Here is a 21,268-nt window from a genome sequence, read left to right on the forward strand (position 1 = left end):
GGATGGGATGGACTGACGGGAAAACGCGCGAACGCTTGCTGCATCGGGGAGGATAGCGCTCTTGCCTCCGCCGCGCGCCGCGTTCACACAAATTTTCTGGTGCCGGACTACACTATATCGCCTCAATCGGGATGGAATAAGCCCACGGATTTAAACATATCGTTCAGAAAATTTAAACAATCGCGCCCGACCTCCATGAACCTGACGCTGGAATCCTTGCAAATACTGGACATAATCGACCGCAAGGACAGTTTCGCCGCTGCCGCGGTGGTGCAATTGTCGCAACCGGAAATCCAGCGCTCGCTGCTGAACACCGCCCCGACATGACGACACATTACATCGGCCGGTTCGCCCCCTCCCCCTCCGGTCCGCTGCATGCCGGTTCGCTGGCGGCGGCGATGGCCAGTTACCTCGACGCACGCACACACGGCGGACGCTGGCTGCTGCGCATCGAAGACATCGACGAGGCGCGCACCGTCGCCGGTGCGGCGCAGGACATCGAGACCGCGCTGCACACGCTGGGCATGCGCTGGGATGGCCCGGTGCTGGTGCAAAGCCATCGCCGACAGCATTACCGCGATGCCTGCGACAAGCTCGGCGATCATGTCTATCCCTGCGGCTGCACACGCAAGGAAATCGCCGATTCGCGGCTGGGCGTGGCCGCCGACGGCGCCGCCATCTATCCCGGCACCTGCCGCAACGGACTGGCGCCGGGCAAGACTGCGGGCGCGTTGCGCGTGCGCGTTCCCGATCCTGGGCAGGAAATGGAACAAATCGGTTTCATGGATCGCTGGCTGGGTTGGCAAAGCCAGCATCTGGCCAGCGAAGTGGGCGATTTCGTGCTCAAACGCGCCGACGGCTTCTGGGCCTATCAACTGGCAGTGGTGGTCGACGATGCCGAGCAGGGCGTGACGCACATCGTGCGCGGCGCCGATCTGCTGGATTCGACGGCGCGCCAGATTTACCTGCAGCACTTGCTCGGCTATCCGACGCCGACTTATCTGCATGTGCCGCTGGTGCGCCATACGGACGGCGAAAAGCTATCGAAGCAGAATGGCGCGCAGGCGCTGGATCTGGCGCATCCGTTGCATGAATTGCACAAGGCGGCGGCGTTTCTGGGTCTGGAAATGAAAACGGCGACCGATGTCGCCGCATTCTGGGAACAGGCGCTGCCTGCATGGCGGCGCCGGTTGGAGGGTCTCAGGGCCGGTTCGCCTTAACGCCTTAGCGTTTGGGCACACCGCCCAGCAATGCCGCCACTTTGTGTTTCGGCGGCTTGCTACTCGCAGGCTTGACTGCGGCCTCGAGCGGCGCAGGCGCGGCTGCCGGCTCGTAAGGCTTGAGGAACCATGGATCGACCTTTTCCTTGCGCGACGATGCGCCGCTGCCGGTGCGACCGTAGGACTGGGTATCGCGGCGTACGCTGGAGCGTTCGCCATCGCGCTCGCCACGGCTGCTGCGCTCACCGCCGCGTTCGCCACGTTCGCTGCTGCGTTCTACACGTTCTCCACGCTCGCCGCGCTGGCGCGGCACGAAGCCAGCCAGTTCGGAACGCACAAACTTCATCTTGATCAACTTTTCGATGTCGACCAGCAAACGCTCGTCCTTGTCGGAGTAGAGCGAGATCGCATCGCCCGACGCGCCCGCGCGGCCGGTGCGGCCGATGCGATGGACATAATCTTCAGCGTTGTATGGCAGATCGACGTTGATCACGCACGGCAGGTCGGTGATGTCCAGCCCGCGCGCGGCGACGTCGGTCGCCACCAGCACTTCGATCTGACCCTGCTTGAAGGCTTCCAGCGCGGCCATGCGCTCGCCCTGCGATTTGTCGCCGTGGATCGCGGAGGCGTTGACGCCGTCGTTTTCCAGTTGGCGCGCCAGTTTGGAGGCGCCGATCTTGGTGTTGGAAAACACAATCACCTGCTTCAACTGACGTTCGCGGATGATATGGGCGACGGCTTCGCTCTTGGCGTCTTCGTTGACCTTATAGATCGTCTGCGTCACGCGCTCGGCGGTGGCGTTGCTGCGCGCCACTTCGATGGTGACCGGGTTGTTCTGGAAACTCGCGGCCAGCTTCTTGATTTCCGGCGAGAAGGTCGCGGAAAACATCAGGTTCTGGCGCTGCTTGGGCAGCAGGTTGATGATGCGTTGCAGGTCCGGCAGGAAGCCCATGTCGAGCATGCGGTCGGCTTCGTCCATGACCAGGATCTGGGTCTGCGACAGGTTGACGGTCTTTTGCTGGACGTGGTCGAGCAAGCGGCCCGGCGTGGCGATGACGATCTCGACGCCGGCGCGCAGGGTGGCGGTTTGCGGCGCCATGTCGACGCCGCCGAACACCACGGTCGAGCGCAGCGGCGTGAAGCGCGAATAGGCCTTGACGTTTTCGGCGACCTGGTCGGCCAGCTCGCGCGTGGGCGTCAGGATCAGTGCGCGCACCGGATGGCGCGCCGGCGACATGCTGGCGCTGGCATGCGCCAGCAACAACTGGATGATCGGCAATGAAAAGCCGGCGGTCTTGCCGGTGCCGGTCTGCGCCGCGCCCATGACGTCGCGCCCCTGCAGCACGACCGGAATCGCCTGCACCTGGATCGGCGTCGGATGCGTGTACCCCTGCGCCGACAGCGCTTTCAGGATATCGGGAGACAGGCCGAAGTCCTCGAAGCGGACGGCAGTCGTTTCTGGTGTTGCGGTTTCGGGCAATTGCTCAGGCATGGTCAGGGGGGTGTCCTCAGGCAAACCCCGCGTGAGTCGACACAATGTTCTGCATGGCAGATTGCGGCTGACACATTCGCGAAGAAGCGCTGTTGCTTTCAGTAATAACGGATGTTTGACATATCGCGCGACGCCGATCATGCAAGAAACCATGCAAGAAGAACAGGAGGCTCGCGTCAGGAAATTGCCGGCAGGAAATCGCCCGGCAAACCGCTATTATACGCCGCCCGGCCATTTGACTTCATGACAGTTTAATGTCGCCGGGCGCGGCGATGACAAAACGACAATAAAGCCGTTATGCCGCTCCGGGAGGCGGAGCGGCGCCCTCATAGGGAAAAATCAGGCAATCGTGACGTTCAGATCGACCAGGCCGTCCACGTGGCCGTGCAGCTTGTCGCCCCTCACCACCGCGCCGACGCCTTCCGGCGTGCCGGTATAGATCAGGTCGCCGGGAAACAGCTCGACCAGTCCGGACAGATAGGAAATGGTCTCCGCCACGTTCCAGATCAGGTCCGACAAATCGCCCTGCTGACGCACCTCGCCGTTGACCTTGAGCCAGATCGCACCCTTGTCGGGATGGCCGATCTGCGACACCGGCAGCAGCGGCGCGCACGGCGCGGAATGGTCGAAACCCTTGCCCATGTCCCACGGACGCGCCAGTTTCTTGGCTTCGCCCTGCAGGTCGCGGCGCGTCATGTCGAGGCCGACGGCATAGCCGAACACCAGGTCCAGCGCCTGGTCCGCCGGCACGTCGCGGCCGCCCTTGCCCAGCGCGACGACCAATTCGATCTCGTGCTGATAATCGTTGGTCTTGCTCGGATACGGCACGGCGCTGTCGGTCGGCACGATCGTGTCGGTCGGCTTCATGAAGAAAAACGGCGGTTCACGATTGGGATCGTGACCCATTTCGCGTGCGTGGGCGGCGTAATTGCGGCCGACGCAATAGATGCGGCGCACCGGGAACGGATCGCCGCCGACGACCGGTACGGTGGTGATGGCGGGAACGGGTATGGCGTAGGACATGCTGGAACTCCGGCTGTATGAGTATTGTGGATACTGTTGAATGTGCGTTCGGGCCATGGGAGTGTAAAAGAAAAAACCCGCCCGTGCAGGCGGCCCGCGGGAAATTCCGACATGACAGAGGATTTTTTGTGTAGCATCGTCAGACTTGACGCTTTCTCACGATCCCGCACCTCGACACCAGCTTATGCGCCCCAATCAACAAAATCCTGCCGTTGCCGCACAAATCCAGCAAGCAGTCGCCCTGCACCAACGCGGCGACCTCGACGGCGCCGAAACTCTCTACAAAAAAGTGTTGGCCAAGACACCTCGCCATTTTCAGGCTTTGTATCTGCTGGGCATGCTGGAACTGCATCGCGACAATCGTCCGGCGGCGCTTGAGCTGATCGATGGCGCGCTGAAAATCAACCCGACCCATGTCGACGCGCAATTCGACCGCGCCACCATATTGGAAGACATGGAACGCGACGCCGAAGCGCTGCGCGGCTACGACCTGGTGTTGGCGCTGAAACCCGATTTCGCCGACGCGCTGTTCCGGCGCGGCAATGTGCTGCGCAAGATGGAGCGCCTGATGGAGGCGCTGGATTGCTACAAGCGCGTGCTGGCGAGCAAACCCGACCACGCCGAAGCCTGGTTCAAGCAGGGAAATACCTTGCACGACCTCGACCGCATCGACGAAGCCCTGGCATCGTACGAACGCGCCGTCGCCGTCGCGCCGGAATATCCGGAAGCGCTATTCAACCTCGGCAATACGCAAAAGGACCTGGATCTTTTCGAAGATGCCCTGGCCACCTACGAAAAAGCCCTGGCAATCGAACCGGACTTCGCGGAAGCCATCGCCAACCACGCTTATGTCCTGTATGCGCTCAATCGCCTCGACCAGGCGCTGGCAGGCTACGACCGCGCTCTGGCGCTGATGCCGGAAGACACCGGAACGCTGTTCAACCGCGGTTCGACGCTGGAAGACATGCAGCGCTACGGCGAAGCGATCGAGAGCTATGCCAAAGCCCAGGAAATCGACCCGGATTTCGTCTCCGCGCACTGGAACGAAAGCCTGTGCCGACTGCGCCTGGGCGACTTCGACGCCGGCTGGCCCAAGTATGAACAGCGCTGGGAAACCGAACAGTTGCAGGAACATCGCCGCCGCTTCTCGCAACCGCTATGGCTGGGCAAGGAGTCGCTGCTGGGCAAGACCATCCTGCTGCATGCGGAACAAGGCTTCGGCGACACGCTGCAATTCGCCCGCTACGTCCCGTTGATCGTCGCCCGGGGCGCGCGCGTGATCCTGGAAGTGCAGGCGCCGCTGAAAACCCTGATGGCGCAGATCAAGGGCGTCAGTACCGTCATCCGCGCCGGCGAACCGCTGCCGCCATTCGATTTCCATTGCCCATTGATCAGCCTGCCGCTGGCCTGCTCAACCATTTCCGTGCAAGACATCCCGACCCAGCGATACCTGTGGGCGGATGCCGCCAAATCGGCCGACTGGCAAAGCCGTCTCGGCCCGAAAAACAAGTTGCGCGTCGGCCTGGTCTGGTCGGGCAATCCGCGCGCCGACAACCCGGCGGCGCGCCGTCTCGACGCCCTGCGCTCGATGCCGTTCGCAACGCTGGCGCCGCTGGTGGAAAACGACGCGGTGGAGTTCCATTCGCTGCAAGTGGGAGACAATGCCGTCTCGCAATTGAAAACCCATCCGCTCGGCCGCCTGGTTGCGGATCATGCGCGCGACCTCCGCGATTTCGCCGACACCGCCGCCCTGATCGACAATCTCGACCTGGTGATCTCGGTGGACACCGCCGTGGCCCATCTGGCCGGCTCGCTGGGCAAGCCGGTCTGGCTGCTCAATCGATACAACACCTGCTGGCGCTGGCTGCTGGAGCGCACCGACTCGCCGTGGTATCCGAGCATGCGGATCTTCCGCCAAGACAAACTCGGCGACTGGAGCAATGTCATCAGCGATGTACAGAACGCACTGCGTCAAACCGTACAACACTAATGCAGCACTAAACCGAAACGCCCGACGATGTATCGCCGGGCGTTTTTCATTCCGCTTGCAATGCCTTGCCAGACTTATCCGGCAAAACGCACCTCCTGCAAGCCGCGCAAGCCGTCCAGCTCGACCGCGAACAATCCTCCCGCCGCGGGTTCCTCCTGACGCTGACGCGCATTCATGCCCTCGTGCGCGGTCGTCACATACAAGGTATTCAGGCCGACGCCGCCAAAAGCCGGACAACTCGGTTGCGACACCGGCACCGCAACGATGCGATCCATCAGCCCGTCGGGCGCGTAGCGCACCACGCGCGCGCCGCCCCATTGCGCGTTCCAGAGATAACCCTGGCTGTCGATGGCCGAACCGTCCGGACTGCCTTTTTCGTCGTGCAGATCGACGAACAGGCGCTGCGCGCCGATCGCGCCGGTGACCGGATCGTAGTCGCAGCACATGATCTGCTCCTGCATGGTGTCGCAGTAATACATGCGCAAGCCGTCCGGACTGAAACAGATGCTGTTGGAAATCGCCACGCCGGGCAGAGGCAGGCGCTCCAGGCTGAGGTCCTGATTGAGGCGGTAGAAACTGCCGATCGGCGCGCGCCCACTGTCCTCGTTGAGGGTGCCGAACACGAAACGTCCCTGGCGATCGCAGCGACCATCGTTCAAGCGCGTGCCCGACAAATCCTCTTCGACGTTGCAGATCGGCGTGAGCTCGCCGCTATCCAGATCGCAAAACGCCAGACGCGAAGCGAGGCCGATCAGCAGGCGATTGGTTTGCGCGGTCAGCGCGAACACCGACAAGCGTTCCGGCATGTCCCAACTGCGCGTGATGCGCGTACCCGGATGATGGTTCCAGAGTCTGCCGCCCTGAATATCGGTCCAGAATACCGACTGCGTCCTGTCGCACCAGATCGCGCATTCGCCGAGTTCATGTCTGCCGTCAACGATCAGGCTTGCTTGCATGGGTTGTCATCTCCGTGATGGGTTTCCTGGAACTTTAAACAAAAAAGGAACGCACTTGTCCTTTTCCGGTGCCGACGGCCCGTCAATGCTAAGGATTATTGACATGCATTTCCAGTGAAATATTTGCCTGATCCGATACCCGATTTGATATCATCGCCAGATATAAAAAAGAGGTGGAGACAAATGAAAAACAGCGACCCCAACTGGTTCCTGCGCGCGCGCCTGAAAACGCGGCAATTGCTGCTGCTGATCGCCCTCGACGACGAACGCAACATCCATCGCGCCGCCGGCGAACTCAACATGACGCAACCGGCCGCATCCAAACAATTGAAAGACCTGGAAGACACGCTGGGCGTCACGCTGTTCGACCGGCTGCCGCGCGGCATGCGGCCGACCATCTATGGCGAGGCGATGATCCGCCATTCGCGCATGGCCCTGACCAGCCTGTCGAAGGCGCACGAAGACATCGTCGCGCTCAAGTCCGGCCTGTCCGGCCAGGTCGATGTCGGCGTCATCCTGTCGCCCGGCTTGTCGCTGATTCCCCCGGCGATTGCCCGCGTCAAGGAACATTCGCCGATGCTGCGCATCGGCGTCGAAGTCGAAAGCAGCAACATCCTGCTGGCGCGCCTGCTGCATGGCGAGCTCGACTTCCTGGTGGCGCGCATCCTCGACGAAGAAAATAGCCGCAACCTGCACTACGAAGAACTGTCGGACGAACCGATCTGCGCCGTCGCACGCGTCGGCCATCCTTTGCATGCCGCCAAAAACCTGACGCTGCAAGACATCGTCGACCAACCCTGGATCATGGCGCCCAAGGGCAGCATCCTGCGCAGCCGCTGCGACCTGATGTTCCGCAAGAACGGCCTGACGCCGCCGGCCAACGTGGTCGACACCACCGCGATCCTGGTCATCACCAGCCTGCTGCAGCAAACCGATTTCCTGTACGCGATGCCGACCGAAGTCGCGCGCTATTACGCCCAGGCGCGCCTGATGGACCTGCTGCCGATCGAACTGCCGTGCAAGATGGACGGTTTCGGCATCATCACGCGCCGCGATCACCTGCTGTCGCCGGGGGCGGTGATCCTGCAGGAGGCGATTCGGGATGTGGCGAAGACGATTTATTGAACAGGGAAAAGTGCAGCCGTAAAAAGAGCGAGACAAAAGCCTCGCTCTTTTTTATTCCTTCAATAACGTCACTGAGATTGTTCAGAAGCACCGCTGGCAAGGCGCCCCGACGCAGACAGTGCGCAAGTACAGCAAGGCGGGGCAACGCCGCCAGCGGTGCTTCTGAACAATCTCAGGCCCAGCCGGCGTCTACGATGAATTCCTGCGCTGTGCACATCACGCTTTCGTCCGACGCCAGGAACAGCACCATGCGCGCCAGATGCCACGGCAGCAGCTCGCCTTGCAGGCATTGATTGCGCTTGATGTCTTCCTTGCCCTTTTCGTCCAGCCAGAGTTCTTTCTGGCGCTCGGTCATGACCCAGCCCGGCGTCACGGTATTGACGCGGATGTTGTGCGCACCGAGGTCGCGCGCCAGGCCGCGCGTCAGGCCCAGCACGGACGCCTTGGCGGTGGTGTAGGCCGGAAAGCCGCCGCCCGAGGTGTGCCAACTGATCGAGCTGAAGTTGATGATGGAGCCGGCCTTTTTCCTGATCATGCCGGGCGCCACCGATTGCACCGCAAAGAATGCCGGACGTTGGTTGATGGCGATGCGCTCGTCCCAATATGCCTGCGTCACCTCTTCCAGTTTGTGCCGTTCATCGTTGGCGGCGTTGTTGACCAGTACGTCGAAATCGCCGATCTCGCCGGCAAGGCCGGCAATCGTGCCTTGCAGGGAAGCGATGTCGCGCAGGTCGCAATAACGGAACGACGGCGCCGTGAAACCGGCGTCGGCGATCTTCTTGCACAAGGCTTCGCTGGCGTCCTTGGCAATGTCGACGAACGCGACCACTGCACCCTGCTCGGCCAGCGCGCTGACGATCGCCGCACCGATGCCGGTGCCGCCGCCGGTGACGAATACGCGCTTGCCCTTGAGGCTGGGGTAGCTCGCCAGTTGATATGTTGCAGACATGTTTTCTCCAGAAATTAAATTGCGCCTCAGAGGACGTGTACCTGCGGATGCGGGACGTCGTCCAGGCTCAGGCGATTGCGCAGCGCCGGACCGAAGGCAGCGACGTCGATCTCGAAAGTCTCGCCCGGCGCGACGGTGATGTTGTCCGAGCAGCTCAGCGTCGCGGTGCCGAAGAAGTGGATATGCACGTCGCCGGGACGACGGAACAGCGGATATTTGAAGTGATGGTATTCAAGATTGGACACGGTATGCGACATGTTGTCTTCGCCGCTGACGAACGGCTTTTCCCAACGCACCTTGCCGTCTTGCGCGCGGATGCGCGACATGCCCTGCACGTGCGCCGGCAGTTCGCCCACCAGCAGCGCCGGACCGACCGAGCACGCGCGCAGCTTGGAGTGCGCCAGGAACAGGTAATTCTGGCGTTCGGTCACGTGGTCGGAGAACTCGTTTCCGATGGCGAAACCGAGACGATAAGGCTGGCCGTCGTCGCCGATGATATAGAGGCCGGCGATCTCCGGTTCCTCGCCGCCGTCGAGCGCGAAGTGCGGCATCGCCAGCGGTTCTTCGGCAGCGCGCACGATGGAGCCGTCGCCCTTGTAGAACCATTCCGGCTGCACGCCGATCGCGCCGGCCGCAGGCTTGCCGCCTTCCAGGCCCATACGGAACATCTTCATGCTGTCGGTCAGGTTGTCGCCGGCGCCGTCGAGTTTCTTGTGCATGGCGTCGCGGCCATCGGCGCTGCCCAGGTGCGTCAGGCCGGTGCCGGTGACGTAACAGTGTGCCGTGTCCTCATGATCGAGCGGCGCCAGCAGGCCGCCGCTCGCCGCGACTTGCGCATAGTCGAGCACGGTCGAGCCGAGCGCGGCAGCAGCGAAATCCTGCAAGGAACTCTTCTTTGCAATGGCGGCGCGCGCCAATGCATAGGTGCTGCGATAGCCGTCGACGACGCGGATCTTCTTGCCGTCGTCTTCGAGACTGCCGACCAGGCGGCTGCCGTCGGCTTGTTTGAATTGCACCAGCAACATGTCTGTACCCCTTGATTTAAATTCTTAGAACGTCTTCACGATCTTAATGCGAATGCTTGGGAACGGCGGCGCCGCGGCAGCCGACCAGGAAATCGAAATCGCAGCCCTCATCGGCCTGCAGCACGCGGTCGATGTACAAGGACTGGTAACCGCCCTGCATCGCCGGCGTGCCCTGAGCCAGTTTTTCGGCGCGCGCGGCCTGGCGTTGCGCCATCTCCGCGTCGCTGATGTCGAGATGCAAGCGTCCGGCGGCGCAATCCAGTTCGATCCAGTCGCCATCCTGCACGATGCCCAGCGGGCCGCCGGCAGCGGCTTCCGGCGCCACGTGCAAGACCACCGTGCCATATGCCGTGCCGCTCATGCGCGCGTCGGAAATGCGCACCATGTCTTTGACGCCTTGCGCCAGCAGCTTGGGCGGCAGGCCCATGTTGCCGACTTCGGCCATGCCCGGGTAACCCTTGGGGCCGCAATTCTTCATCACCAGCACCGAGCTGGCGTCGACATCCAGATCGGGATCGACAATGCGTTCCTTGTAATGCGCGAAATCTTCGAACACCACGGCGCGGCCGCGATGCTTCATCAATTCAGGCGACGCCGCCGACGGCTTCAACACGGCGCCGCGCGGCGACAGATTGCCGCGCAGGATGCAGATGCCGCCGTCGTCGATCAACGGTTTGTCGAGCGGACGGATCACTTCGTCGTTGTACAGCGGCGCGTCCTGGTTGTTTTCCCACAGCGTCTTGCCGTTGACCGTCAGCGCCCCCTTGTGCGGGATCAGATCGGCTTCGCCCAGGCGGCGCAACACCGCCGGCAGGCCGCCGGCGTAGTAGAACTCTTCCATCAGGAAGCGGCCCGACGGCTGCAGGTCGACGATGGTCGGCGTGCCGCGCCCGATGCGGGTCCAGTCTTCCAGTTCCAGGTCGACGCCGATGCGGCCGGCAATCGCCTTGAGGTGAATCACGGCATTGGTGGAACCGCCGATGGCGGCGTTGACGCGGATGGCGTTTTCAAACGCTGCGCGCGTCAATATTTTCGACAGGCGCAGATCTTCCCACACCATGTCGACGATGCGCATGCCCGACATATGCGCCAGCACGTAGCGGCGCGCATCGACCGCCGGGATCGCGGCATTGTGCGGCAGGGAGGTGCCCAGCGCTTCGGCCATGCAGGCCATGGTCGAAGCCGTTCCCATGGTGTTGCAGGTGCCGGCCGAACGCGACATGCCGGCTTCCGCCGACATGAATTCATGGATGGAAATCTTGCCCGCCTTGACTTGCTCGCTGAGCTGCCAGACCACGGTGCCGGAACCGATATCCTTGCCTTCGTGTTTGCCGTTGAGCATCGGGCCGCCGGTGACGACGATGGCCGGCACGTCGCAACTGGCCGCGCCCATCAGCAATGCCGGCGTGGTCTTGTCGCAGCCGACCAGCAGCACTACCGCGTCGAGCGGATTGCCGCGGATCGATTCCTCGACATCCATGCTGGCCAGATTGCGTGTGAGCATCGCCGTCGGACGCAGGTTGGATTCGCCGTTGGAGAACACCGGAAACTCGACCGGGAAACCGCCCGCCTCGATGATGCCGCGCCTGACATGTTCGGCGATCTTGCGGAAGTGCGCATTGCAAGGCGTCAGTTCCGACCAGGTGTTGCAGATGCCGATGACCGGCTTGCCCTGGAACTCATGATCGGGAATGCCCTGGTTCTTCATCCAACTGCGGTACATGAAACCGTTCTTGTCGGCCGTGCCGAACCATGCCGCCGAACGCAGCGTACGCTTCTTGTCGATAGTCATTTATTCATCCATTGGAAACTGGTCCTGTGCCGTCATCCTGACGAAAGTCAGGACCCAGCGTCGTATTGACCGTACTCACGACGCTGGGTCCCAGCGTTCGCCGGGACGACGAGAGGAAGGGTTTTAGGCTTCACTGAACGAAATTACTCGTCCCCTCTTGCAAAACTTCTTGCTATTTATTTTTGTTGTACACGTCGAAGAACACCGCCGCCAGCAACACCAGGCCCTTGATCACCTGCTGGTAATCGATGCCGATGCCCATGATGGACATGCCGTTGTTCATCACGCCCATGACGAAGGCGCCGATAACCGCCCCCATGACCTTGCCGACACCGCCCGATGCCGAGGCGCCGCCGATGAAGCAGGCTGCGATCACGTCCAGCTCGAAGCCGGTGCCAGCTTTCGGCGTCGCGGTATTGAGGCGCGCGGCGAAGATCAGGCCGGCCAGCGCCGCCAGCATGCCCATGTTGACGAAGGTATAGAAGCTCACGCGTTCGGTCTTGATGCCGGACAGCTTGGCCGCTTTTTCATTGCCGCCGACGGCATACACGCGGCGGCCGATGGTGGTGCGGTTGGTGATGAAGGTGTAGATCACCATCAGCGCGAACATGATGATCAGCACGTTCGGCATGCCCTTGTAGGACGCCATCAGGTAGCTGAAGGCGATGATTGCCGCGGCGAACAGGATGTTCTTGAGCAGGAAAAACACCGCCGGCTCCTCTTCCATGCCGTGCTTGACCTGTTTGGCGCGGCCGTGGACTTTCACCGCCAGCAAAATCGCCGCCGCCGCCACGCCGACCAGCAGCGAAGTCATGCGCACGCTGCCCGTATCCGCAAAGAATTCAGGAATGAACCCGGAACTGAGCAACTGGAAGTCGCGCGGGAAAGGCCCCACCGATTGTCCTTCAAGCAACGCCAGCGTCATCCCCTTGAACACCAGCATGCCGGCCAGCGTGACGATGAACGACGGGATGCGGAAGAATGCCACCCAATAGCCTTGGGCCGCACCGATCAATGCGCCGGCAATCAGGCAAATGATGGTGGCCAGGATGAAGTTCATTTGGTAATTGACCATCAGCACCGCCGCCAGCGCGCCGATGAAACCGACCACCGACCCCACCGACAAATCGATGTGTCCGGCCACGATCACCATCAGCATGCCCAGCGCCATGATCACCACATAGCTGTTTTGCAGCACCAGGTTGGTCAGGTTGAGCGGCCGCATCAGCGTGCCGTCGGTCATGACCTGGAAGAAGGCCATGATCGCCACCAGCGACAGCAGCATGCCGTATTCGCGCATGTTGTTCTTGAGGAAGCCGGCATATTCCTTCTTCACTTCAGGAATCGCCTCCACCGTAGGTTTCTTGCTCATTTCAATATTCTCCATTCGTGGGGCTCATTTCATAAATATTTGTGAGATGCGTTCTTACTGGAAATGGCGCTGGCAAGGCGTGCGACGCGTCGCGTAGCGGCGCTACGCGGCCAGCGCCATTTCCAGTAAGAACCCGGAGGGAACGAACTATTTGGGCGTATTGCCGCGTTGCGCCGCTTGCCAAGGGACCCACCCTTGGCTGCGCGACGCGCCTTGCACTACATCCCAAACAGTCTCGTTCGCACTCGCAAATATTCATGAATTGAGCCCCTTAATCCTCTCGTTCCTTACGATGGAACGCATGATTTTCTCCTGCGACGCCTCCGCCGCATCGAACTGGCCGACGAACTGTCCTTCGTTCATGACATAGATCCGGTCGCACATGCCGAGCAGTTCCGGCATTTCCGACGAGATCATGATGATGCATTTGCCTTCCGCCGCCAGTTGGTTGATCAGGGAATAGATCTCGAACTTGGCGCCGACGTCGATGCCGCGCGTCGGTTCGTCCAGGATCAGCACTTCCGGGTTGGAGAACAGCCATTTGCTGAGCACCACCTTCTGCTGGTTGCCGCCGGACAGATTGACGACCTTTTGCAGCACGCTGGAACAGCGAATGCGCATCTTGCTGCGGAACTCCGCGGCCACCTTGAATTCGCGCGCCTCGTCGATCACCGTGTTGTCGGCTATCGCGCCGAGATTGGCCAGCGAGATGTTTTTCTTGATGTCGTCTTCAAGCACCAGGCCGTCGCCCTTGCGGTCTTCCGTCACGTAGGCGATGCCGTGGTTGATGGCTTTCTGGATCGTGCCGACGTCGATCTTCTTGCCGTGCAGATGGACTTCGCCGCTGATCCTGGTGCCGTAGGCGCGGCCGAAAATGCTCTTGGCCAGCTCGGTGCGACCGGCGCCCATCAGGCCGGCAATGCCGACAATCTCGCCCTTGCGCACGTACAGGTCGATGTCCTTGATGACCACGCGTTCCGGGTGGATCGGGTGATGCACGCGCCATTGCCTGACCTCGAAAATGGTCTCGCCGATCTGCGGCGTACGCTTGGGATAGCGATCCGCCATCTCGCGTCCGACCATGTTCTGGATGATGCGGTCTTCGCTGATGGCTTCCTTGCGGCAGTCGAAGGTGTCGACCGTAGCGCCGTCGCGCAGCACCGTGATCGAATCGGCCACCTTGGAAATCTCGTTGAGCTTGTGCGAAATCAGGATCGATGAAATACCCTGCGCCTTAAGTTCCAGCAACAGTTCAAGCAAGGCGTCGCTGTCGCTTTCGTTGAGGCTGGCGGTCGGTTCGTCGAGGATCAGCAGCTTGACCTCCTTCGACAGCGCCTTGGCGATCTCGATCAGTTGCTGCTTGCCGACGCCGAGATTGGTGATCAGCGTCGACGGCGGATCCTTGAGGCCGACCTTGGCCAGCAACCCCTTGGCCTTGGCGTAGGACAGTTCCCAGTCGATCACGCCGCCGGTGGCTTGCTCATTGCCCAGGAACAGGTTTTCGGTGATCGACAGCAGCGGCACCAATGCCAGCTCCTGGTGGATGATGATGATGCCGACGCTTTCGCTGTCGACAATATCCTTGAATGCGCGGGTCTGGCCCTGGTAGATGATGTCGCCGGCATAACTGCCGTGCGGATAGACGCCGCTCAGGACCTTCATCAGGGTGGATTTTCCGGCGCCGTTTTCGCCGACCACGGCGTGGATTTCACCGGTGCGGACAACCAGGTTGACATTGTTGAGCGCCTTGACGCCCGGGAACGTCTTTTCAATTCCGCGCATTTCCAGAATTGTATTCATCTGTTCTAGCCTCTTCTTTTACGCCGGCCTGCCGTCATGGGTGGGGTGACACGGGCCGGTTTTCCCGGCGCCGCCGATACGGATCGGCATTGTCCGGAAACACCAACCCCGCGCGCGCAGCGCGGGGCTGTCTTGTACTCTTGCATCGCGCCCGGCCATCAAGCCGCCGGGCGACACAAACCCGGCGAACTTACCTGACTTGCGCTTCGGTGTAGTAACCGCTGCCGACCAGGACTTCCTTCCAGTTGCCGGCGTCGACGCTGACCGGCTTGAGCAGATAGGAAGGCACCACCTTCACGCCGTTGTTGTAGGTCTTGGTATCGTTGATGGTCGGAGCCTTGCCCGACAGCACGGCGTCGACCATCGACACGGTGACCTTGGCCAGTTCACGCGTGTCCTTGAAGATGGTCGAGCGTTGCTCGCCGCGGATGATGGACTTGACCGAAGGGATTTCCGCGTCCTGGCCGGTCACGACCGGCATCGGCAGCTTGGGCGTACCGTAGCCGACACCCTTGAGCGACGACAGGATGCCGATGCTGATGCCGTCATACGGCGACAGCACCGCATCGACATGCGCGTTGCTGTAGTAGGCGCTCAACAGATTGTCCATGCGGGCTTGCGCAGTAGCGCCATCCCAGCGCAACGTTGCCACCTTGTCCATGCCCATCTGCTTGCTGCGCACGACCAGTTTGCCGCTGTCGATGTACGGCTTGAGCACCGACATGGCGCCGTTGTAGAAGAAGAAGGCATTGTTGTCGTCAGCCGAACCGCCGAACAGTTCGATGTTGAACGGCCCCTTGCCGCCCTTGAGGTCCAGCGCCTTTTCGATGTAGGCGGCTTGCAGCACGCCGACCTGGTAGTTGTCGAAAGTCGCGTAGTAGTCGACGTTCTTGGAGCCGCGGATCAGGCGGTCATAGGCGATGACCTTGATGCCCTTGTCGGCGGCTTTTTGAAGTACATCGGACAATGTAGTACCGTCAATCGCGGCAATGACCAGCACCTTGACGCCCTTGGTCACCATGTTCTCGATCTGCGCCAGTTGATTCGGGATGTCGTCTTCCGCGTATTGCAGGTCGGTCTGGTAACCCTTTTCCTTGAATACCTTCACCATGTTGTTGCCGTCGGCAATCCAGCGCGCCGAGGATTTGGTCGGCATCGAGATCCCGATCAGCCCCTTGGTCTGGGCGCTGACCTGCGCGCTCACAGCCATCAGACCCATGCTCAGGCCAAGCGTCAGCCCGGCCAATACCGATTTGAGTTTCATGCTTCTTGTCTCCTAAGTTGTTTGTTGTTGTACTGGAACTCATTTCATAAATAACCGCGAGTGCTGACATTTATGAAATGAGTTCCATCAATGCAAAAGTGCGGGGGGAACGCCTTATTCTGCAAGGCATCTACGATAATCATTAAACCAATACATTTCTAATGATTTTTTTCATGAAACCCATATTGTTTTCAACATCAGTTTTGCGCAAACGGCGCCATTCGCGTCTGCCGCATCTTCCTTTTACGCTGCCTGCACGGACGGTTTGACGGCGGCGCCGACGCCACCCGCATCCACCGCCTTGGCGGCGCCCGCCGACATGAGCCGCTGCGCCAGGCAAAAAACGAACAGCAGCACGCCGATCACGATCTTGGTCCACCACGAACTGAGCGTGCCGTCGAACGCGATCAGCGTCTGGATCACGCCGAGGATCAGCACGCCGGTCAGCGTCCCGGCCACGTAGCCGTAACCGCCGGTCAGCAGCGTGCCGCCGATGACCACTGCGGCGATGGCGTCGAGTTCGGTGCCTTGCGCATGCAGGCCGTAACCGGACAACATGTAGAAAGAGAACAATACACCCGCCAGCGCCGCGCAGAAACCACTGAATGCATAAATCGCGACCTTGGTGCGACCCACCGGCAAACCCATCAGCAGCGCCGACTGCTCGTTGCCGCCGATCGCGTAGACCGCACGACCGAAACGCGTGTAATGCGCGATGTAAATCGCCAGCAGCAGCATCAGCACTGCAATCACCACGCTGGGCGAGATGAAGGCCCCGCCGAACTCCAGCCGCGTCTGCGACATCGCGACATACAGCGGATCGTCGATGGTGATGGAATTGATGCTGATCAGATAACACAGGCCGCGCGCCAGGAACATCCCGGCCAGCGTGACAATGAACGGCTGCAGCTTGAAGAAATGGATCAGCACGCCCATCGCCGCACCGAACAGACCGCCCAGCGCCAGCACGCAAACGATCACCACCAGCGGATGCCAATGCCACGATTGCAGCAGATAGGCCGAAATCATCGTCGTCAGCGCCAGCACCGAACCGACCGACAGATCGATGCCGCCGGACAGGATCACAAATGTCATGCCGATGCCGATTGCCAGCAGGAAGGCATTGTCGATCAGCAGGTTGAGCACCACCTGCACCGCAAAGAAACCATCGTAGGCGACCGAACCCAACGCAAACAGCACCACCAGCAAGGCGACGGTGACCAGCGAGGTGAAATACGGCAGCGCCAGCAGAGAACGAAAATTCTTCATGATTTTTCCTGAATTTAGCTCCGGTTGCCCGACTTGAACAGGCGCAGACGGCGGAACTCCGGCGACTGCGACAGGCAGGCCAGGAACACCACCACCGACTTGACCACCATATTGACTTCCGGCGGTACACCCAATGAGTAGATCGTGTACGTCAGCGCCTGGATGATCAGCGCGCCGATCACACTGCCGACCAGGCTGAACTTGCCCCCCGCCAGCGAAGTGCCACCCAGCGTCACCGCCAGGATGGCGTCCAGCTCCAGCAGCAGGCCGGCGTTGTTGGCGTCGGCGCTCTTGATGTTGGCGCTGATCATCAACCCGGCCAGGCCGGCGCACAGGCTGCAAAAGATGTAGACGAAAAAGATCAGCGCCGCGGTGCGGACGCCGGCCAGGCGCGACGCCACCGGATTGATGCCGACCGACTGGATGAACAGGCCCAGCGCGGTCTTGCGCATCAGCAGCGCGAGCAGGACGAACATCCCGGCGACGATGAACAGCGAGAACGGCAAGCCCCACAGATAGCCGCTGCCGAGATAGAAAAACGGCTTGTAGTACACCGTGATGATCTGGCCGTCGGTCAGCAACTGCGCCAGGCCGCGTCCCGCGACCATCAGGATCAGCGTGGCGATGATCGGCTGCAACCCGAGCGTCGCCACCAGCAGGCCGTTCCAGGCGCCGCACAACAGCGCCGCGCCGAGCGCCGCCGCCAGCGCCCAGCCCATCGGGATGTTGCTGACGTATTCCGGCACGCCGTTGTTGACGACCATGGTGCCGCCGATCAGCATGGCTGCGATCGTGCCCGAAATCGCCACCACCGCGCCCACCGAAATGTCGATGCCGCGCGTGGCGATCACCAGCGTCATGCCGAGCGCCGCCAGCATCAGCGGCGCGGCGCGGTTGACGATGTCGATCACGCTGCCGTACAGATGGCCGTCCTTGAGTTCGATGCGGAAGAAGCCGGGGATCATGAAAAAATCGATCAGCAGCAACACCGCCAGCGCCGCCAGCGGACGGCCCAGCGGATGATGCACGGCGCGCCGCAACCATTGCGCTGCCGGCGTATTGCCGGATTCATTGTGCTTGGAAACCAGATTGGAATTCATCGATGCGCTCACGCTGACTCTCCTGCAATCACCTCCAGCACCGACGCGTCGTCGAGCTCGCCGCGCAGGTACTCGCCGCAGCCGCGGCGATCGCGCAGCACCAGCATGCGGTCGCTGCAACGCAGCACTTCGGGAATTTCGGAAGAGATGAAAAGAATGGACATGCCCTTGCGGCACAAGGCCATGACGTAGTCCATGATCTCCTGTTTGGCGCGCACGTCGATGCCGCGCGTCGGTTCGTCCAGGATCAGCATGTCGGGATCGATCGCCAGCCAACGCGCCAGCAAGGCTTTTTGCTGGTTGCCGCCGGACAGCAGGCCGATCGGGGTGTCGATGTCGGCGGTCTTGATGCCCAGCCATTTTACGTAGTCGGCCGCAATCTGCTGCTGGCGCTTGCGCGGAATCACGTGCAACAGACCGTCGCGCGCCTGCAAGGCGAGGATGATATTTTCGCGCACCGACAGGTCGAGAATGGCGCCCTCCTTCTTGCGGTCTTCGGAACAGAAGCCGATGCCTGCGGCGATGGCGTCGCGCGGCGTCGAAAACTTTACTGCCTTGCCCTTGATGCTGAGTTCGCCGCTGTCGGCCTTGTCGGCGCCGAACAGCAGGCGCGCGGTCTCGGTGCGTCCTGAACCGAGCAGGCCGCACAAGCCGAATACTTCGCCGGCGCGCAGATCGAGATCCTGCGGCGCCAGCGCGCCCTTGCGGCCGAGGCCGCGCGCCTGCAGGAAGATGCCGCCGCCATTGACGGCCGGCGCGGTGTCGGCATGCTCGGCCAGCGCATGATCCGCCATCACGTCCGCGGCGGCGGTGGCATCGACCGGCGTGCCGACCATCTTGTTGACGAGATCGAGGCGCGACAATTCGCTGGCGGCGTATTCGCCTTCGCGCACGCCGTTGCGCAACACCGTGATGCGGTCGGATATCTCGTAAGTCTGATCGAGGAAATGCGTGACGAACAGAATCGCCATGCCTTCGTCGCGCAGGCTGCGCAAGACCTTGAACAGCAACTGCACTTCGGCCTCGTCGAGGCTGGAGGTCGGCTCGTCGAGGATCAGCACGCGGGCCGACACGCTCACGGCGCGCGAGATCGCCACCATCTGCTGGATCGCCAGCGGATACGCGGACAATTGTTTTTGCACATCGATGTGCAGGTCAAGCCGGGCCAGCAATTTGGTCGCGCGGCGATGCATGGCGGCCCAGTCGATGGGACCGACGCCGCTCCATTTTCGCGGATAACGGCCGATGAAAATGTTCTCGGCCACCGTCAGATTCGGACACAGGTTGACTTCCTGATACACAGTGCTGATGCCGAGCTGTTGCGCTTCCAGCGTCGAACCAGGCTGGATGGCGCGGCCGCCCAACCGAATGTGGCCGCTATCGGGCGTATAGACGCCGGTCAGCACCTTGATCAGCGTGGATTTGCCGGCGCCGTTCTGGCCCATGAGCGTGTGGACCTCGCCCGGATACAGGCGCAGGCCGACGTCGGCCAATGCCTTGACGCCGGTGAATGATTTATGGATGCCGATGAGTTCGAGCGCCGGTTCGGCGCGGCCGGTTGCGTTGGACATGGCGTTTCCGCAAGTGAAAAGACGGCGGGCCGAAGCCCGCCGCACAAAGCCTGTTGAACAGATCCGCTACAGCGCCGCAGCGGCATTGCGGCGGATCTTCCAAGGCCCAGGGGTTACTTCAGAACAGAGGAGAAACAACACCGGGAAATCGCTTTCCCGGCGATACGATCGTCCCCCGGCATGGTTCGCATGCGTGTCAGGGGCCGATCAGTATTTGCGGTTAGGGAATTCCTTGGCCGCGACTTCGGCCGGGAATACGCCTTCTACAGTCGTGATGCGCTTCGGCACTTCCTTGCCGGCCTTCACGTCCTTGGCGATAGCCATCAACTGCGGCCCCAGCAGCGGACTGCATTCGACCGTGACGTTGAGCTTGCCGGCCATCATGGCTTCAAACGCACCCTTCACGCCGTCGATGGAAATCACCAGGATGTCCTTGCCCGGTTTCAGGCCGGCTTCTTCGATGGCCTGGATGGCGCCGATGGCCATGTCGTCGTTATGCGCATACAACACGTTGATCTTCTTGCCTTCGGCCTTGAGGAAGGCTTCCATGACTTCCTTGCCCTTGGCGCGCGTGAAGTCGCCGGTCTGCGAGCGGATAATCTTCAGGTTCGGATTGGCCTTGATTTCCTGCTCGAAACCGGCCTTGCGGTCGATTGCCGGCGCGGAACCGACCGTGCCTTGCAGCTCGACGATGTTGATGTCGCCGGCCGGCATCGTCTTGGCCCGCTCCAGCAGCCAGCGCGCGGCGCGGCGGCCCTCTTCGACGAAATCGGAACCGATGAAGGTGACGTACAGCGACTTGTCGGCCACGTTGACGGCGCGGTCCGTCAGGATCACCGGGATCTTGGCGGCCTTGGCTTCGAGCAGCACGGTGTCCCAGCCCGATTCGACCACCGGCGAGAAGGCGATCACGTCGACCTTTTGCGCAATGAAGGAACGGATGGCCTTGACCTGGTTCTCCTGCTTCTGCTGCGCATCGGCGAACTTCAGGTTGACGCCGGCCTTCTTGGCGGCGTCCTTGATCGAGGCGGTATTGGCGGTGCGCCATTCGCTTTCGGCGCCGACTTGCGAGAAGCCGATCGTCAGCGGTTTGTCGGCAGCCATGGCGCCGGACAGAACGCTCCAGCCCAAGGTCATGCCAACGGCGGCGCCCAGCAGGGTTCTGCGTGTCATTTTCATTGCGTTGTCTCCGATTATGTTTATCAACGATCTGTTTTTATTGGTGTACGGCGCCATCGTGGGGCGGATACGCCGTCATTTTGCGTGTTCGCATGCACCTGGCGTGCAGCGAAATGTGCCGATCCATATTAGGAGAGCGAG

17 protein-coding genes are annotated in these 21,268 nt (G+C 61.4%); 4 read left to right on the plus strand and 13 right to left on the minus strand.

Annotated elements, in window-relative coordinates; genetic code table 11:
* Positions 1-195: 195 nt before the first annotated feature.
* Positions 196-327, plus strand: a complete 132-nt coding sequence (locus RV1423_RS30840) for a hypothetical protein (RefSeq protein ID WP_255344215.1) — start codon at positions 196-198, stop codon at positions 325-327.
* Positions 324-1,220, plus strand: coding sequence for a tRNA glutamyl-Q(34) synthetase GluQRS (gluQRS, locus tag RV1423_RS16880; RefSeq protein WP_034298849.1), 897 nt, complete (start codon positions 324-326; stop codon positions 1,218-1,220). The genes RV1423_RS30840 and gluQRS overlap by 4 nt, the downstream gene beginning before the upstream one ends.
* Positions 1,221-1,224: 4 nt before the next feature.
* Here the strand turns inward: gluQRS and RV1423_RS16885 are convergent, their stop codons facing one another.
* Together RV1423_RS16885 and RV1423_RS16890 are read right to left on the minus strand one after the other, a co-directional pair.
* On the minus strand, positions 1,225-2,712 hold the full coding sequence (locus RV1423_RS16885; protein ID WP_034298851.1) for a DEAD/DEAH box helicase: 1,488 nt from the start codon (positions 2,710-2,712) through the stop codon (positions 1,225-1,227).
* A gap of 339 nt (positions 2,713-3,051) precedes the next feature.
* Complete coding sequence (locus tag RV1423_RS16890; RefSeq protein WP_034298854.1) at positions 3,052-3,735, minus strand: fumarylacetoacetate hydrolase family protein; 684 nt, start codon at positions 3,733-3,735, stop codon at positions 3,052-3,054.
* 184 nt (positions 3,736-3,919) lie between these two features.
* Here RV1423_RS16890 and RV1423_RS16895 point away from each other — a divergent pair, with 184 nt between their 5' ends.
* The gene (locus RV1423_RS16895; protein WP_051516730.1) at positions 3,920-5,725 is read left to right on the plus strand and encodes a tetratricopeptide repeat protein; all 1,806 of its coding nucleotides are present in this window, start codon (positions 3,920-3,922) and stop codon (positions 5,723-5,725) included.
* A gap of 74 nt (positions 5,726-5,799) precedes the next feature.
* Here the strand turns inward: RV1423_RS16895 and RV1423_RS16900 are convergent, their stop codons facing one another.
* On the minus strand, positions 5,800-6,681 hold the full coding sequence (locus RV1423_RS16900; RefSeq protein ID WP_034298857.1) for an SMP-30/gluconolactonase/LRE family protein: 882 nt from the start codon (positions 6,679-6,681) through the stop codon (positions 5,800-5,802).
* A 183-nt stretch (positions 6,682-6,864) separates the two neighbouring features.
* On the opposite strand from RV1423_RS16900, the gene RV1423_RS16905 reads away from it, so the two are divergent.
* Positions 6,865-7,806 (plus strand): LysR family transcriptional regulator, encoded by a 942-nt coding sequence (locus RV1423_RS16905; RefSeq protein WP_034298860.1) that lies wholly within the window; start codon positions 6,865-6,867, stop codon positions 7,804-7,806.
* Between the two features lie 172 nt (positions 7,807-7,978).
* Here the strand turns inward: RV1423_RS16905 and RV1423_RS16910 are convergent, their stop codons facing one another.
* The 10 genes from RV1423_RS16910 to RV1423_RS16955 form a co-directional block, all read right to left on the minus strand.
* Positions 7,979-8,755 (minus strand): SDR family NAD(P)-dependent oxidoreductase, encoded by a 777-nt coding sequence (locus RV1423_RS16910; protein ID WP_034298863.1) that lies wholly within the window; start codon positions 8,753-8,755, stop codon positions 7,979-7,981.
* A gap of 26 nt (positions 8,756-8,781) precedes the next feature.
* Complete coding sequence (araD1, locus tag RV1423_RS16915; protein ID WP_034298867.1) at positions 8,782-9,780, minus strand: AraD1 family protein; 999 nt, start codon at positions 9,778-9,780, stop codon at positions 8,782-8,784.
* A gap of 43 nt (positions 9,781-9,823) precedes the next feature.
* Positions 9,824-11,572 carry an IlvD/Edd family dehydratase gene (locus RV1423_RS16920; RefSeq protein WP_034298870.1) on the minus strand — a complete coding sequence of 583 codons (1,749 nt, stop codon included), beginning with the start codon at positions 11,570-11,572 and terminating at the stop codon, positions 9,824-9,826.
* 172 nt (positions 11,573-11,744) lie between these two features.
* The gene (gene mmsB / locus RV1423_RS16925; protein ID WP_034298873.1) at positions 11,745-12,959 is read right to left on the minus strand and encodes a multiple monosaccharide ABC transporter permease; all 1,215 of its coding nucleotides are present in this window, start codon (positions 12,957-12,959) and stop codon (positions 11,745-11,747) included.
* A 240-nt stretch (positions 12,960-13,199) separates the two neighbouring features.
* Complete coding sequence (mmsA, locus tag RV1423_RS16930) at positions 13,200-14,744, minus strand: multiple monosaccharide ABC transporter ATP-binding protein (protein WP_034298876.1); 1,545 nt, start codon at positions 14,742-14,744, stop codon at positions 13,200-13,202.
* Between the two features lie 190 nt (positions 14,745-14,934).
* Entirely contained in the window at positions 14,935-16,008 is a 1,074-nt protein-coding gene (gene chvE, locus RV1423_RS16935; RefSeq protein WP_034298879.1) for a multiple monosaccharide ABC transporter substrate-binding protein, read from the minus strand.
* Between the two features lie 243 nt (positions 16,009-16,251).
* Positions 16,252-17,277 (minus strand): galactofuranose ABC transporter, permease protein YjfF, encoded by a 1,026-nt coding sequence (gene yjfF / locus RV1423_RS16940; RefSeq protein WP_034298882.1) that lies wholly within the window; start codon positions 17,275-17,277, stop codon positions 16,252-16,254.
* Positions 17,278-17,291: 14 nt separating this feature from the next.
* Complete coding sequence (locus RV1423_RS16945) at positions 17,292-18,389, minus strand: ABC transporter permease (protein ID WP_373419970.1); 1,098 nt, start codon at positions 18,387-18,389, stop codon at positions 17,292-17,294.
* On the minus strand, positions 18,386-19,948 hold the full coding sequence (locus tag RV1423_RS16950; protein ID WP_034298887.1) for a sugar ABC transporter ATP-binding protein: 1,563 nt from the start codon (positions 19,946-19,948) through the stop codon (positions 18,386-18,388). Before RV1423_RS16950 ends, RV1423_RS16945 begins: the two co-directional genes overlap by 4 nt.
* A gap of 207 nt (positions 19,949-20,155) precedes the next feature.
* Positions 20,156-21,127, minus strand: a complete 972-nt coding sequence (locus tag RV1423_RS16955) for an ABC transporter substrate-binding protein (protein WP_034298889.1) — start codon at positions 21,125-21,127, stop codon at positions 20,156-20,158.
* Between the last annotated feature and the right edge of the window lie 141 nt (positions 21,128-21,268).

Origin of the sequence: Herbaspirillum sp. RV1423 (assembly GCF_000577615.1) — a bacterium.
Taxonomy (GTDB): Bacteria; Pseudomonadota; Gammaproteobacteria; order Burkholderiales; family Burkholderiaceae_D; genus Herbaspirillum.